The organism is Providencia hangzhouensis, from assembly GCF_029193595.2.
Classification (GTDB): Bacteria; Pseudomonadota; Gammaproteobacteria; order Enterobacterales; family Enterobacteriaceae; genus Providencia; species Providencia hangzhouensis.
This window is the reverse complement of record NZ_CP135052.1, coordinates 3,443,350-3,459,221: the sequence shown is the minus strand read 5'-3', so window position 1 is coordinate 3,459,221 and position 15,872 is coordinate 3,443,350. Positions and strand designations below refer to the sequence as shown.

Genomic DNA, 15,872 nt, shown 5'->3' with positions numbered 1-15,872 from the left:
AACGCACATTGTTTATCGCTTAAACAATGTGAGAGTCTCTCAAAATTTCAGACCTGAAATTTTCGGTCACAAACTCGAGCGGCATGCGCGAGCAGTGTGAAATTCAAGGCGGACAGCGCACAGCAAGCGCAGCGTACTTAGGTACGTGAGCATTGCGAGCACTGCCCAACGAAGAAGTTCACCACGCACAGCCATGACAGTAATGTGAACGTTGAAACAATTTCGGGTTGTGAGGTTAAGCGACTAAGCGTACACGGTGGATGCCTAGGCAATCAGAGGCGATGAAGGACGTGCTAATCTGCGATAAGCGTCGGTAAGGTGATATGAACCGTTACAACCGACGATTTCCGAATGGGGAAACCCAGTGCAATTCGTTGCACTATCGTTTGATGAATACATAGTCAAACGAAGCGAACCGGGGGAACTGAAACATCTCAGTACCCCGAGGAAAAGAAATCAACCGAGATTCCCCTAGTAGCGGCGAGCGAACGGGGAGCAGCCCAGAGTCTTAATCAGCATTAGCATCAGGAGAACGGTCTGGAAAGTCCGGCAGTAAAGGGTGATAGCCCCGTATCCGAAGGTGTTAGTGTTGTGAACTCGACGAGTAGGGCGGGACACGTGTTATCCTGTCTGAATATGGGGGGACCATCCTCCAAGGCTAAATACTCCTGATTGACCGATAGTGAACCAGTACCGTGAGGGAAAGGCGAAAAGAACCCCGGCGAGGGGAGTGAAATAGAACCTGAAACCGTGTACGTACAAGCAGTGGGAGCACCTTTAGGGTGTGACTGCGTACCTTTTGTATAATGGGTCAGCGACTTATATTCTGTAGCAAGGTTAACCGTATAGGGGAGCCGTAGGGAAACCGAGTCTTAACTGGGCGAATAAGTTGCAGGGTATAGACCCGAAACCCGGTGATCTAGCCATGGGCAGGTTGAAGGTTGGGTAACACTAACTGGAGGACCGAACCGACTAATGTTGAAAAATTAGCGGATGACTTGTGGCTGGGGGTGAAAGGCCAATCAAACCGGGAGATAGCTGGTTCTCCCCGAAAGCTATTTAGGTAGCGCCTCGTGAACTCATCTTCGGGGGTAGAGCACTGTTTCGACTAGGGGGTCATCCCGACTTACCAACTCGATGCAAACTACGAATACCGAAGAATGTTATCACGGGAGACACACGGCGGGTGCTAACGTTCGTCGTGAAGAGGGAAACAACCCAGACCGCCAGCTAAGGTCCCAAAGTCATAGTTAAGTGGGAAACGAAGTGGGAAGGCTCAGACAGCCAGGATGTTGGCTTAGAAGCAGCCATCATTTAAAGAAAGCGTAATAGCTCACTGGTCGAGTCGGCCTGCGCGGAAGATGTAACGGGGCTAAACTATGCACCGAAGCTGCGGCAGCGATATTTAGATATTGTTGGGTAGGGGAGCGTTCTGTAAGCCTGTGAAGGTGTGCTGTGAGGCATGCTGGAGGTATCAGAAGTGCGAATGCTGACATAAGTAACGATAATGCGGGTGAAAAACCCGCACGCCGGAAGACCAAGGGTTCCTGTCCAACGTTAATCGGGGCAGGGTGAGTCGACCCCTAAGGCGAGGCAGAAATGCGTAGTCGATGGGAAACGGGTTAATATTCCCGTACTGGTGATAATTGCGATGGGGGGACGGAGAAGGCTAGGCTATCCGGGCGACGGTTGTCCCGGTTTAAGGATGTAGGCAGGTGAATTAGGCAAATCCGGTTCACTATATGCTGAGGTCCGATGACGAGTCACTACGGTGATGAAGTAGCTCATGCCCCGCTTCCAGGAAAAGCCTCTAAGCTCTAGATTATCATTAATCGTACCCCAAACCGACACAGGTGGTCAGGTAGAGAATACTCAGGCGCTTGAGAGAACTCGGGTGAAGGAACTAGGCAAAATGGTGCCGTAACTTCGGGAGAAGGCACGCTGGCATTAGGTGAAGTGATTTACTCATGGAGCTGAAGCCAGTCGCAGATACCAGCTGGCTGCAACTGTTTATTAAAAACACAGCACTGTGCAAACACGAAAGTGGACGTATACGGTGTGACGCCTGCCCGGTGCTGGAAGGTTAATTGATGGGGTTATCCGTAAGGAGAAGCTCTTGATCGAAGCCCCAGTAAACGGCGGCCGTAACTATAACGGTCCTAAGGTAGCGAAATTCCTTGTCGGGTAAGTTCCGACCTGCACGAATGGCGTAATGATGGCCAGGCTGTCTCCACCCGAGACTCAGTGAAATTGAACTCGCTGTGAAGATGCAGTGTACCCGCGGCAAGACGGAAAGACCCCGTGAACCTTTACTATAGCTTGACACTGAACATTGAGCCTTGATGTGTAGGATAGGTGGGAGGCTTTGAAGCGTGGACGCCAGTCTGCGTGGAGCCAACCTTGAAATACCACCCTTTAATGTTTGATGTTCTAACGTTGCCCCATTATCTGGGGTGCGGACAGTGTCTGGTGGGTAGTTTGACTGGGGCGGTCTCCTCCCAAAGAGTAACGGAGGAGCACGAAGGTTGGCTAAGCATGGTCGGACATCATGCGGTTAGTGCAAAGGCATAAGCCAGCTTGACTGCGAGAGTGACGGCTCGAGCAGGTACGAAAGTAGGTCTTAGTGATCCGGTGGTTCTGAATGGAAGGGCCATCGCTCAACGGATAAAAGGTACTCCGGGGATAACAGGCTGATACCGCCCAAGAGTTCATATCGACGGCGGTGTTTGGCACCTCGATGTCGGCTCATCACATCCTGGGGCTGAAGTAGGTCCCAAGGGTACGGCTGTTCGCCGTTTAAAGTGGTACGCGAGCTGGGTTTAGAACGTCGTGAGACAGTTCGGTCCCTATCTGCCGTGGGCGTTGGAAGATTGAAAGGGGCTGCTCCTAGTACGAGAGGACCGGAGTGGACGCACCACTGGTGTTCGGGTTGTCATGCCAATGGCATTGCCCGGTAGCTAAGTGCGGAAGAGATAACCGCTGAAAGCATCTAAGCGGGAAACTTGCCTTGAGATGAGTCTTCCCTGACTCTTTAAGGGTCCTAAAGGAACGTTTAAGACTAAGACGTTGATAGGTTGGGTGTGTAAGCGTAGCGATACGTTGAGCTAACCAATACTAATGAACCGTGAGGCTTAACCTGACAACACCGAAGGTGTTTTAGAGAGATAGAGTTGTTTTCGAGAAGTGAGAAGCCGAAAGGTGAAGGACACGCAGCTTGTTTGAGATTGAGGTTCTGGTTTAGTGAAGAAAAAACTAAACGGGAACAAAACAGAATTTGTCTGGCGGCAATAGCGCGGTGGTCCCACCTGACCCCATGCCGAACTCAGCAGTGAAACGCCGTAGCGCCGATGGTAGTGTGGGGTCTCCCCATGTGAGAGTAGGGAACTGCCAGACATTAATTAAAGGTTTATTGCTCAATAAGCAGTAAACAGCCGAAAGGCAAAAGAATAAGTGGAGCGGTAGTTCAGTTGGTTAGAATACCTGCCTGTCACGCAGGGGGTCGCGGGTTCGAGTCCCGTCCGTTCCGCCACTTATCAAAGCCTCGTGATAAAAATCACGAGGCTTTTTTGTATTACTAACATACTGGATTTTATGGATAATAACCTATTGTAGGTGACTTGGGGCATTGTTTGGAGAAATACAGTTTTACGTCTGCTTTTAATTAGTAATTAGCTTGGTAAGTATATTATCAAATCGTTCTAGGGGTGTTCGTTATTTTGTTGGGGGGTTAAGCTATATTAATATTAAAAATACGCTTTAAAGCTTTCTTACCGTAGGTAGTAAAAGTAATTTCTCGATAACCTTTTGTTTTCTCTATCCATTCTTTTTCTGCAAAAAATTTCAATAGTAAGGTTCCTGCTAGTCCCCCTAGGTGCATACGTCTTTCACTCCAATCCAAACAAGCATATGCTATTTTTCGTTTTGTATTAGGATCAATGTCGATGCCTAATTTTTTAAATTGATTGGCACCAATCATTGATAATTTATTTTCTCTAGCTGTAAACCAGCCATTTTTATCCATAAATTCGTAGATCTGAACGGCAATTTCTCCCGCTAAGTGATCATAGCAAGTACGTGCCTTTCGCAGATGAATAGGTGTTGTTATAGGTGGGGTGTACTCCAATTTCATGGATACCCCCATTAATGTTTCTAATAATTCGGCAATGTCTGTGCTTGCAAGCCTATAATAACGGTGTCTTCCTTGAGATAGGCAACTAATTAAGTGGCTGTTTAAAAGTTTAGTTAAGTGTGCACTCGTTGTTGATGGGGCTATATTTGCAGCTACGCTTAATTCTGTTGCTGTCCAAGCCCTGCCATCCATTAATGCACACAAAATGCTGACCCTTGAAGGGTCAGCAATCGCAGAGGCAACTTTTGCGATAGATTGTTCTAATGGCTCTTTTTCTTCAATGGGAATACTATTTTTGCTTGGTATCATGGTTGGCTTTCCCACTTCTTTGTTACTTCAGCGGCTAATATATTGTTGTCTGTTATTAATATTAACCTGTTATTGTGGTCGCTGTATTGAACAAGGATATTAATTTGGTGAAGTGCGAGTTGAGAAACAATTTCTCCAAGTTCGCCAGGACGTTCTTGTTTTAATTTGCGGATCACTGGTTGTATGATACTTTCAACCTGTAAACCCTCAGTAGTTAAGGCATCTCGTGCTTTTTCTGGCTGGGTAACAAGAAAGTGAGCATGACTTTTTTCTTCGATAGAAAAAACGCCACCACCTTCAAGGCCAATACCATGTTTCCCTAATGTGGTTGCCAATAGTGCTAAAGCACCCACTTGGTTTTCAATAATCACATGAATATCATACATCAAAGCTATCCTCGTTATTGAATGAGTAATCCTTTAAGGTATGGGCAACTCGAATTCGATAATGGGAAAAAATGGTTTGTTGTCCTTCAACTTGTGCATCGATATGCATGAAATGGTTTTTCCATTGTTTTACTGCTTCTTCTGTTTCCCACCATGAAAGTGAGAGAATTTTTCCTTCTGTTGTAATAGATTGAAAGCGTTCGACAGCAATAAACCCGTCAATGTGCATAAGTTCAGATTTAAGTTTGGCTGCCAATTCAAAATAACGCTCTTTTTGCACTGGTATTGGGATGGCTTCAAAAATTACGGCAATCATAAAACTCTCCTTAATGTAGAAGCTCAACTATAACGGTTTAATTTATAGATACTTCGATGGTGAGCGAAATATTAAAAATAGGAGAGGAATGTAAAAATGGGAAAGAAGGGCGTGGGTTACTTTAAGGACTGATATAAACTATAACCTGCTATTGACCCTGCAACATCATAGGCAAAATCATGCCAACTCCACCCAGTACCATTAGGCCTGCTGTCATAAAGCTCTTTTGCTGCGCCAAGAGAAACTGAAAATAGAATACCAAATATTGCAGCATCGCGGTGTTGCATGTTTTGTTTATCTGCATAAGCATTACCAGCCGCAGCCATCGCGGCTGAAAATGCAAAATGCTGCGCTTTATCTTTACCTTGCCAATTATCATTAGCCCAATGAAAACCAGTACATCCTGTTGAAATGAATATAAGTAAGCTAATGATCAGTGATTTAAACATTTTTGGTAAGATACCTAAAAAATTAAAGTAGCAAAGTAAAAGCGCCACCGGAGTGACGCTTTGTTTAAATTCTAAAGGATGCGGCTAATTAAGCGATCGACTCGTATTCGACGTAGTCGTCGGATTAATTTCTTCACTTTAACAGGATAGGTTTGGATGCTATCCAGTTCACGAAAATGGCTAACAACCTTAGTATGAGTTCGAATGCACTCTAGCTCGTGATTGCGTTGCTCTTGCAGCTGTTGTTTTGGATCGTGAATTAATACTGCGTTTTCAAGATCTAACCCCCAAGCGCGTGGGTTTAAGTTGTTACCCGTGATCAATTGCCAGTGATTATCAACCCACATCCCCTTTAGGTGATAGGTATTGTCTGCGTCTTTCCAGAGCCTTACTGTTAACTGCTGGTTATCAATAAAGCGTTGCAAGCGACTAACAAAACGGCGCAAGTTGATCTCATAAAGGTATGGCAATGCACCAATAATTTTAAATGGCTCTTCAGGTGGGATATAGAAGTCGTTGGCAGTTTTGTCACCAATGATAATTTCTACTTGTTTGCCATCACGCAGTAACCGACTAATAACCCTAACTAACACCGCAGGCAAATTAAAATAAGGCGTACAGATTGTTAGTTTATTGTTTGTTGCACCCATTAAATGAGTGATAACACGGTTTAAATCGTTTTTCTTACCGAGACCAACAAAGGGAGTGACGGACAGCTCATCATTAGTTGCATTCCCTGAAAATTGATAGGACGCTCCCCGTAAGCCCAAACGAAATTGTTTAATTAAATGCTTAAACTCAGCTGTTTTTGGTCGAGTTGGCGTATTTAATAAATGAATGGCATCAGCTTGTAGTAATGCGTCATCAATAAATTTTTTCATTGATGCGGTAAGTTGGCTATTTTTGATCAGGTGATAGCGGTCGTAACGGTATTTACTATGACGTTGTAAATAGACGTCATTAATACTAGCCCCGCTATAGAGCAGAGTATCATCAAATAAAAAGCCTTTTAGATGCAAAACACCCAGAGCTTCCCGTGTATTTACAGGGATGCCGTAGATAGGGATTTCAATTTCAGGGTAATGTTTTGCAACATCATAATACCAATCGGCATTAGTGGCGTTTGCTGCAACCCCTATGCGACCTCGCTGAGCACGGTGCCAGTCTACGAGAATTTTGATATCCAATGATGTATTAGCTTGTTTTGCAGCGTATAAAGCATGAAGTACGTCTTTACCTGCATCGTCTTTCTCTAAATACAAAGCCGTTATGTAGATAGTATTTTGAGCCTGAGAAATTTGTTTAAGCAGTTCATCACGAAAATCTTCTGTCTTATATAGCGTTTTTACATCAGCAATTTCTTGAGAGAGTTTTGGTAAACTTAACAAATATTGTTGATGTTTTGCTTGTTTTAATTTTGACAACATCACAGTGTAAATTTTCTCTTATTAGTCTAATAGCAACTCGCTTTGCGCACATTTTTAAGCGAATGATCTATGGATGATAGCATATTTAGCTAAACCATTTAGTATAAATTGACGACTTGTTTAATTACTATACAAGTTAAGCCGTGTCCTTAGATATTTCTATAAGTGAAGTGTCAGATTAACGACTCCATCTTCAAATTGAACGTCAATCTCAAAACCAAGTTTTTTAGCTAGGCTTATCATATTGCGGTTTTCAGGCATAGTTATGGCTGTTAGCTTTTTAATGCCGTGGCTTCGCGTATAGTTAAGTAACTTTTGCATAAGTTGATAACCGAGCGTTTGCCCTTTCATATCAGAGCGAACCAGTACTGCAAATTCAGCCTCTTGGTTATCAGGATCAGCCATTGCTCGCGTGACGCCAATAATTTCAGGCGTAGTATTGGGGTTTTTTACCGCAACGAAAGCCATTTCACGGTCATAATCAATCTGTGTCATATTGGCAAGATCATCGTGGGTAAATTCGCTGATCTCGCTAAAGTAGCGATAATAAAGATCCTCTTTAGTCACTTGCTCTATAAAGGATTTTAGCAAAGGTTCATCTTCAGGGAGGATCGGTCGTAGTAAGCAGGTAAGATCTTCTTTTAAATGAATTGTTTCTTCTAGCTCACTAGGATAAGGGCGAATTGCCAGTCTTGATGTTGTCGCATCATCTGTTGGGCTTAATGCCATGGAGACATCAAGTAAAGTAAATTCATCCCCTGAGGCGAGCAATGGATGAATATCTAACCTTGTAATATTTGGGCAATCAATAATTAAATTTGAAACTCGTACTAATAAAGCAGATAACCCTATGATGTTTAATGGTTCTAAAGCACTTCGGGATTTTATTTTATAACCTTTAATAGCATTAATAACTAGGTAGCGAGCTAAAGCCATATTTAGCGGAGGAAGAGCTACAGCAGCTTGGCTCTCTTGTTGCCACTCAATACCACCTTCTCCTAACATGATAAGAGGGCCAAAGACAGGGTCTAGTTCAACAGCGATCCTGAGCTCTTGAGCACCTGCTCGATTAGCCATACTTTGTACTAGTAGACCTTCAATTCGTGCATTAGGGAAATTTGTTGAAACTCGTTCCATAATCGCTTTAGCTGCATCTTCTACCTCTTTAGCATTGCGTAAATAGAGCATGACCCCTTGTACTTCTGACTTGTGTACAATATCGGGAGAACGTAGTTTTAAAGCAACGGGGTAACCAATTTTCTCTGCGATTTCAATGGCTTCATTGCTCGAATGTGCAATCCAGGTGGGTAAGCTATTTAACCCGTAGGCTTTTAAAATTGGCTGAACTTCATGAGTATCCAAGTGGAGCTTATTATTTTCTAATGCTTGCTGAATATATTCATGAGCCTGTTGCGTATTAGCGGTGATACCTACTGGAAGGGCTGGCGTTTCTTTTAATTGTTTTTGGTTACGGCGATATTCCACCATATGCATATACGCTGTGATTGCCCCTTCTGGAGTGCGGTAGGTAGGGATCCCAGCTTCACTAAATAGGCGACGAGATTCTTGAGAGGAATATTCTCCACACCAGTTGGTTAAAATGGTTAGCCACTTTCCGCGTGGGTGTTGCTTAATAGTTTTAATAATTTTTTCTGCCATGGTTTTACTTTCAGTTATCGCACTGGGAGTGTGGATAAGTAACAAAGCGTCATGGTCATGGCTATCGAGCATTTTGTTCAGTACATTGATATAGCGCTCAACGGTGGAATCATCTCCTAAGTCAATCGGATTTTGTGTCGATAAATCAAGAGGTAATAGTGAACTTAATTCATTTTCTGTTTCAACACTTAACGTTGCAAGTTTACCATTACGTAAGAGAAGTTCGTCTAATGCCATCGCGGCTGGGGCAGAACCATTACTCATGATTGAAAGACGCTCACCGCGTAATGGAGTCATATAGCTTAATGTCTCAACCGCAGAAAACATTTCGTGAGTATCTTGCACGCGAAGAAGACCTGCACGCTGGATAGCAGCATCGTAAGCGGCATCTAGGCTAGGTTTATCGCCCAGTAGTTTTTGTGCTTTGCGGGTTCGACCACTTTTTATCACTAATATAGGTTTATTGCGTGAGGCACTGCGAGATGATGATAAGAAACGTCGTGCATCACTAATGCTCTCAAGGTACAGCAAAATAGCGCTGGTTTTGCTGTCACGCGCTAAGTAATCGAGTAAATCGTCAATATCTATATCGATGCTATCACCAAGGGCAATAAAATAAGAAAAACCGATGTCTCGGTGCCTTGCCCAATCCAGAACGGTATTCGATACAGCAGCAGATTGAGAGATAAAAGCGAGTTTTCCTTTTAAGATTGGTATTGGAGAAAAACTCGCATTCAAACCTTGCCATGGTGCGAGAAAACCTAGGCTATTCGGGCCTAATAGGCGAATTTGATATTGCTGGGCGACTTTTTTTAATTCATTAAACTGAATTGAAGGGGATGACAAAATAATAACCACTTTACAGCCAGCTTCCCCTAATTGCTGTAAACAGGAGATATTACGTGAGTAATGGGTACAGATAACGGCAAGATCAGGTTTGAGCGGTAATTTATCTATAGAAGGATAAGCAAGTACGCCGAGGACAGAGTTTCGGTTTGGATTAACAGGTAAAATAGGACCTTTAAAACCGCTGGTAAGTAGGTTTTTCATCATCACCGAACCTGCGCGGCTCGGGTTTTCAGATGCTCCCACGACAACGATAGACTTTGGCCGGAATAAAGATTCTAACTGACTGACTAAACCCATGGTTGATAACCCTTTGCTTTGTTGAACGAGATAAGCGTTCAATAGATAAAAAGTGGCTGAGTGATACTTATGAATACTATGCCTTATCTTTGAGATTGCGCTAGTTTATCTGGTGAGTTTAATTAATTTATACAAGCACGTTCACGTTTTATCAGCACGACGATCTAAAAGTTGTCATTTAATGGTACTGGGCTCGAAAAGAAAGAGAAAAACAGTACCAATAAATAGTTAGAGGTGGGATTCGGTAAGTAGCTTTTGTGCAATAGGGTGATGCGGTTTCCCTTCAAGGTATTTTTGACGGAAAAGATTGAAGTGGCTAAAGAGTTGTTGTGAAGCGTCTAAATCTCCCGCTAATTCTAAAACGGTAGCTGCAACTTCGGCGGTACAATGTTGTTCTTCCCTTGATGGCGTACGGAGTAAGTAGTCAGTTCTTGCTTTGGTATTAATTGAAAGCATTGGAATATCATTAAGATAAGGGCTTTTTCGAAACATTTTGCGTGCTTCAGGCCAGGTCCCATCGAGTAAAATAAATAAAGCGGGTTTATCCGACAAAGTCGGTTCATTGACCACGATGCGTTCATTTTGAGCGTAGCTTTCTGGAAAAATAAGGTAAGGCTGCCTTGTGGTGTCTTGCAGTGCCGCCAATAGCTGCGTATCAGGCTCTGTTCTTGACCATTGAAAGGCCAAAGTGTCGGGCAAAACATCCGCAATCAACTTTCCTGTATTACTTGGCTTAAATACCTCACCATCAAACATAATCAAGCAAAATTGGCTTTTTGCTTGTGATGATATGGTGTCTTGGCATAGGCATTGTGGGTTAGGTAACAAACAATATTGGCAACGTTTTACTCGGCAGCCTCGTGCCCTAAACGGTTTAGTCGATAATGCGAGGCGCTGTTGACGCAGGTGATAAACGGCATTCGAAGTCATGTTGAATTATATTTTTTAGGCCTAAAATTAAGGCGCATATTGTACGCAAAACGATTTCTATACGATAGAAGTATATTCAATAACTTTTAGATGAGATAATAGTGCGAATCGGTAGCGTAGCCATGCAACATCATGTAATCTTCGCGCCATAGCTTAGTGTAGGGGATAGTGATGAACGACTCGAATGATTTTAGTGGTAAAAACGGCAAAGTAAAAGTGATGTATGTCCGCAGTGAAGAGCAGGACAACAATAAAGGTAATGATAAACGCCGAGGCGGTGGCCGTGATGATAGGCGCGGTAATGACAAGCGTGGTGGTGATAGACGAGATGGTGCCCGTCAAGATCGTGGTGGTCGCTCAAGCCGCCCTGAAGGTGGGCGTGAAGGTCGTCGCTCTGATAACCGTAATGAAGCACCTCGCGAGCGTTCGCCATGGCGCACTGTTTCTAAGCCAGATAGCGAAGAGTTAACGAATGACCATGGCGGAATTGTTGGTAAGAGCCAGATTGACCCTGAACAATTGCGTAAGCAGCGCCAAGAAGAAACTCGTATCTACGGTGAGAATGCCTGCCAAGCCATGTTTAAAAACCGCCCTGATGCGATTGTTCGCGCATGGTTCTTGCAATCTGTCACACCGCGTTTTCGTGATGCGTTAAAATGGATGGCGGCAAATCGCAAAGCTTACCACGTTGTTGATGACGAAGAGTTATCGAAAGCATCCGGAACTGAACATCATGGTGGTGTCTGTTTTATCATTAAAAAACGCGGTGGAATGAGTGCTGATGCTTACTTGCAGCAAGCGGCAGGTAATGACTGCGTATTAGCACTGGAAGATGTGGGAAATCCACATAATCTGGGCGGAATTATGCGTAGCTGTGCGCATTTCGGTATCAAAGGTGTGATTTTGCAGGATGCAGGCATGCTAGAGTCTGGGGCGGCAATTCGCACTGCAGAAGGTGGTGCTGAACACATTAAAGCGATTGATGCAGATGGATTGACAGATACTTTGGATAAATTCCGCAAAGCGGGTTATACCATTGTGACGACTTCTAGCCATAAAGGCAGTCAAGATCTCGCAAAAGCGAAGTTACCGGCCAAAATGGTCTTAGTTTTAGGCCAAGAGAGTGATGGTTTAAGTGATAGTACGTGGGATCAAGGCGATATGAGTCTCTATATCGGTGGAACAGGTAAAGTGGAAAGCTTGAATGTCTCTGTTGCAACAGGAATTATGTTAGCCCAGTGGTGGCAACAAAACCAAGTTAAATAACCACCTACGCTTTATCAGAAAAATAAGACCATACATAAAAGGATGTATTCCCGCTATGTATGGCTTTTTTATATCTATCACCAAGTTATTCACTGGGTTGGGCTAATTAATGAGCACCACCACCGTCTTTTGAACCTGCCCCAAATGGTGGCTTAGCGAACCAGACAATGACCATCAGTAGGATAAAAATTCCAGCTGAGAGCCAGAATATCTCATTTGCTGACATAATCAGTCCTTGGTCAGTAATCGTTTTAGCAAGATAGGCCGCACTTTGCTGCTCATTCATGCCTATTTTCGCCAGTTCACTGTACATCTGTTGGGCATTTGGGTTATATGGGTTAACAAATTCAGCGAGGTTTTCATGATGCATTGACTCTCTTTGGGTCCACATTGTTGTGGTGATTGATGTCCCAATGGCTCCAGCTAGGGTACGAGTAAAGTTAGATAAACTCGATGCAGAGGCCATTTTTTCTGGCGGCAGGCCAGATAATGTAATGGTTGTCAAAGGCATAAAGAAACAAGCGATGGCTAAACCTTGCACAAATTGCGGCCAAGCAGCTTCGGCAAAACTCATCCCAGGTTCGAAAGTATAAGCACGCCAATAGTAGCAAACAGCATAGATAATAAAGCTGAATGTAACTAAATAACGCATATCAATTCGGTTACCAAAACGCCCTATAATTGGCGTAATCAATAGCGGTAATAATCCTACAGGTGCAGAGGCTAACCCAGCCCATGTTGCGGTATAGCCATAAACTTCTTGTAGCAATTGCGGCAGTAGTACAATCGTTCCAAAATAGAGCATGTAAGCAAGGCTTAAGGACAAACAGCCAATCGTAAAATTGCGTTCTTTAAATAGGGATAAGTCGATGACGGGATGGTCATCGGTGAGTTCCCATACAATTAAAAAGGCAATAGCGACAACAGCAATAACGGTCAGGACGATAATTTCAGTCGAGTTAAACCAATCCAGCTCTTTGCCTTGGTCAAGCATAATCTGTAAAGCACCAATACCAACAACCAATAGCACTAAACCAATAGTATCAATGCGCTGAATAGATATTTTAGTTTCACGGCCTTTTAAGGTGCGCATGATGGCAAAAATGATCGCAATACTAAATGGTACATTGATAAAAAATATCCAGCCCCAATGGTAGTTATCACTAATATAACCACCAAGAATCGGTCCGCAAATCGGAGCAATAACGATAGTCATTGACCAAAGGGCGAGGGCCATATTGCGTTTGGCTGGAGGATAATTGTTAAGCAGTAGGCTTTGAGATAAAGGAATGAGTGGTCCTGCGACTAAACCTTGTAAAACTCGGAATAAGATCAGCATCTCTAAGCTGCCAGAAATACCGCATAGCCATGAAGTTAAAGCGAATAAGCCTGTAGACCATAAAAATAGCCTGACTTCACCTATCCTACGGGCTAGCCAACCAGTGATGGGGATGGAGATGGCATTGGCAACGCCGAAAGAGGTTATTACCCATGTTCCTTGCGAGTTGGATGCCCCCAAGTTTCCTGCAATGGTTGGAATAGCTACGTTAGCAATGGTGGAATCAAGAACTTGCATAAATGTTGCCAATGAAAGAGCAATTGTCATCCATGCGAGTTTTGATCCCGTTAAAGGTGCTGTCGTCACGATTGCACCCCCACTATTTATTTCCTAGGTTATTATTAATTATCTCAGTAACTATTTTGTCCGCAGGAGACATATCTACAGCTAATGCAGCAGTATGGTAAGCAGGGGTATCACGCATCCCTTTAGAAAGCACTTTGCCATTTTTATCTAATGTATCAACCGTAACTTCGGTGGATAAACCGATACGTAATGGGTGTTCTTCAAGTTGGTTTTCATTTAAGGCAATACGTACGGGTAGGCGTTGGACCACTTTGATCCAGTTACCACTGGCATTTTGTGCGGGTAATAAAGAGAACGCGCTACCTGTTCCCATATCAAGTCCCACAACAGTACCGTTAAATACGATATCTTTACCGTAAAAATCAGTAATGACTTTCGCAGGTTGGCCGATACGCATATCCGCAAGTTGTGTTTCTTTAAAGTTCGCATCAATCCACATACCATTGGAAGGAACGATGGCCATTAATGGGGTTGAAGGGGTGATTTGTGAACCCACTTGTACACTGCGGCGTGAAACATAGCCATCAACAGGGCTGACGATTTTCGTCCGTTGCAAGGTGAGCCAAGCGTTTCGAACTTGTGTTGCTGCTTGCTCTACTGCGGGTTGTTTTTCAATTGAGCTATTTAACACTATGGCTTGATTAGCATTATATTGTTCTATTGCCATGTCTAATGCCGCTTTAGCACTGACGACAGCTTCTCTTGCGTGTTGTAGTTCTTCTTTACCAATGACATGGCTACTACCTAAAACTTCTCGACGTTTTAAATCATTTTGCAACCGGTTTAATTCAGAACGTTTGACCTCAATATTGGCTTGTAGCTGGCGGCTGTTGACCATGTGCTGGCGGGTTTGACGCACACTGTTGGCTAATTCTGTTTTTGCTTTATCGAGAGCTAATTCAGCATCACGTGGGTCCAGTTCAACCAAAACAGTTCCACTTGTCACGAAATCTGTGTTGTCCACATTGACAGTCATCACGCTGCCGGAAACTTGGGATTGTATTTGTACTTGGTTTCCCGCGACATAAGCATTATCCGTTGATTCATAGTGACGAAGAACGAGATACCAGTAGGCCCCCCAGCCAACGCCTATAATAATAAATAATAGAGTCAACAAGATAAGCGCACTTTTACGTTGCCTTTTTTTATTTCGTTGGGGAGTTTGCGTTTGTTGCATTTCCTCAGGGGAACTCATACTCGTATTTCTCCACTTCTCTGGATAAGGATCACGGTTGTTTCCAGTAGTTAGGTAATAACCACTGGAAACTGAGACTACAAATGATTTTGCTGTTTGATGGGATATCGTAAAGCATAAGGGTGAAAGGATAATGAAATATTATGGGCTGAAAAGTTTTTTTTCACCTTTGAGCTTAAGAATGGCTCAAATACATTAACCTTACAAATTTTATGGTCAATCTTTTATAGTATCCAGTTTTGTCAGTAATTTACGCATCAGCGTGTTAAGCTGTTGTTTCTCATCAGCATCTAAAACAGACCAAATATCAATTAATGCGCTGTGTTGAGGTGGTAATAGGCCATTTAAAAATTCCGTCCCTTTTTCTGTGAGGTGTAGATGAAGGCAACGTCTATCGTTGTGACTTTCTTTGCGCTCAATCCAACCATTTTTTTCCAGTTCATCTGCAATTCGTGTTGCATTGGTTCGTGAGGAACCAAGAGCCGCACTGAGTTCAGATGGCTGAATACTGCGGGAGTCTTTTGTATCAAGGATCATAAGTGCCATAAACAGGGTTTCATTAATACCTTGAGACCTTAACATATTATTTCGTGTTTCAAGTAACTTCCCATGAACATGCATGCATAGGCGTGTCAGTAGGATTTCTTGATACGGAATAGGACTTTCATGTGAATCTTGTTGTTCTACACGAGCATTGAGTAGCTCTTCAGTTGGTGTAAATGAACTTTCCATTATTGGGATACCTTATTAGTTTCAGTTGGTAAGATTACAACTGTCATCAACCACCTAAATGGTATATTAAAAGATAGAATTAGCAATTATACTTAATTAATATCGCCGATTTTATTTTGATAATGATACATGATTCATAAATTTTATGAATGTAATTTACCTATTTTTGTATAGCAGGCTGACCTTTTTACACTGATAGTGTCATTTTTGGTTATAAAACAACCAAGCCAATGCTTAATTAAAGGCTAATTTCAATCATACAAAACAATATATAATCACACGA

Annotated in this window: 11 protein-coding genes, 1 tRNA gene and 2 rRNA genes; 4 read left to right on the top strand and 10 right to left on the bottom strand. The window is 43.1% G+C overall.

Going from position 1 to position 15,872, the window contains the following annotated elements; all coding sequences use genetic code 11:
- Window positions 1–233: 233 nt before the first annotated feature.
- The 3 genes from PZ638_RS15730 (at window position 234) to PZ638_RS15720 (ending at window position 3,529) form a co-directional block, all read left to right on the top strand.
- A 23S ribosomal RNA gene (locus PZ638_RS15730) occupies window positions 234–3,139 on the top strand.
- A 138-nt stretch (window positions 3,140–3,277) separates the two neighbouring features.
- Window positions 3,278–3,393: ribosomal RNA gene (gene rrf, locus PZ638_RS15725) — 5S ribosomal RNA — on the top strand.
- Between the two features lie 59 nt (window positions 3,394–3,452).
- A tRNA-Asp gene (locus tag PZ638_RS15720) sits at window positions 3,453–3,529 on the top strand.
- Window positions 3,530–3,727: 198 nt separating this feature from the next.
- Here PZ638_RS15720 and PZ638_RS15715 read toward each other — a convergent pair.
- The 7 genes from PZ638_RS15715 to PZ638_RS15685 form a co-directional block, all read right to left on the bottom strand.
- Entirely contained in the window at window positions 3,728–4,438 is a 711-nt protein-coding gene (locus tag PZ638_RS15715; protein WP_094961786.1) for an ArsR/SmtB family transcription factor, read from the bottom strand.
- Entirely contained in the window at window positions 4,435–4,824 is a 390-nt protein-coding gene (locus tag PZ638_RS15710) for a hypothetical protein (protein WP_004257151.1), read from the bottom strand. Before PZ638_RS15710 ends, PZ638_RS15715 begins: the two co-directional genes overlap by 4 nt.
- Window positions 4,817–5,140 carry an antibiotic biosynthesis monooxygenase family protein gene (locus PZ638_RS15705; protein WP_094961787.1) on the bottom strand — a complete coding sequence of 108 codons (324 nt, stop codon included), beginning with the start codon at window positions 5,138–5,140 and terminating at the stop codon, window positions 4,817–4,819. The genes PZ638_RS15710 and PZ638_RS15705 overlap by 8 nt, the downstream gene beginning before the upstream one ends.
- 116 nt (window positions 5,141–5,256) lie before the next feature.
- Window positions 5,257–5,589, bottom strand: a complete 333-nt coding sequence (locus PZ638_RS15700) for a YfiM family lipoprotein (RefSeq protein ID WP_094961836.1) — start codon at window positions 5,587–5,589, stop codon at window positions 5,257–5,259.
- A gap of 71 nt (window positions 5,590–5,660) precedes the next feature.
- A complete protein-coding gene (gene pssA / locus PZ638_RS15695) occupies window positions 5,661–7,016 on the bottom strand; it encodes a CDP-diacylglycerol--serine O-phosphatidyltransferase (RefSeq protein WP_094961788.1) in 1,356 nt (451 codons plus the stop codon).
- Between the two features lie 159 nt (window positions 7,017–7,175).
- The gene (locus PZ638_RS15690; protein ID WP_096864975.1) at window positions 7,176–9,821 is read right to left on the bottom strand and encodes a bifunctional acetate--CoA ligase family protein/GNAT family N-acetyltransferase; all 2,646 of its coding nucleotides are present in this window, start codon (window positions 9,819–9,821) and stop codon (window positions 7,176–7,178) included.
- 228 nt (window positions 9,822–10,049) lie between these two features.
- Window positions 10,050–10,751 (bottom strand): tRNA-uridine aminocarboxypropyltransferase, encoded by a 702-nt coding sequence (locus PZ638_RS15685; RefSeq protein ID WP_036957965.1) that lies wholly within the window; start codon window positions 10,749–10,751, stop codon window positions 10,050–10,052.
- 171 nt (window positions 10,752–10,922) lie between these two features.
- Here PZ638_RS15685 and PZ638_RS15680 point away from each other — a divergent pair, with 171 nt between their 5' ends.
- Entirely contained in the window at window positions 10,923–12,017 is a 1,095-nt protein-coding gene (locus PZ638_RS15680) for a tRNA/rRNA methyltransferase (RefSeq protein WP_004257138.1), read from the top strand.
- 106 nt (window positions 12,018–12,123) lie between these two features.
- On the opposite strand, the gene emrB is transcribed toward PZ638_RS15680, so the two are convergent.
- The 3 genes from emrB to mprA form a co-directional block, all read right to left on the bottom strand.
- Complete coding sequence (gene emrB / locus PZ638_RS15675; protein WP_050763760.1) at window positions 12,124–13,623, bottom strand: multidrug efflux MFS transporter permease subunit EmrB; 1,500 nt, start codon at window positions 13,621–13,623, stop codon at window positions 12,124–12,126.
- Between the two features lie 52 nt (window positions 13,624–13,675).
- Complete coding sequence (gene emrA / locus PZ638_RS15670) at window positions 13,676–14,857, bottom strand: multidrug efflux MFS transporter periplasmic adaptor subunit EmrA (protein WP_180312096.1); 1,182 nt, start codon at window positions 14,855–14,857, stop codon at window positions 13,676–13,678.
- Window positions 14,858–15,073: 216 nt separating this feature from the next.
- Window positions 15,074–15,589 carry a transcriptional repressor MprA gene (mprA, locus tag PZ638_RS15665; RefSeq protein WP_004257124.1) on the bottom strand — a complete coding sequence of 172 codons (516 nt, stop codon included), beginning with the start codon at window positions 15,587–15,589 and terminating at the stop codon, window positions 15,074–15,076.
- Window positions 15,590–15,872 lie beyond the last annotated feature (283 nt).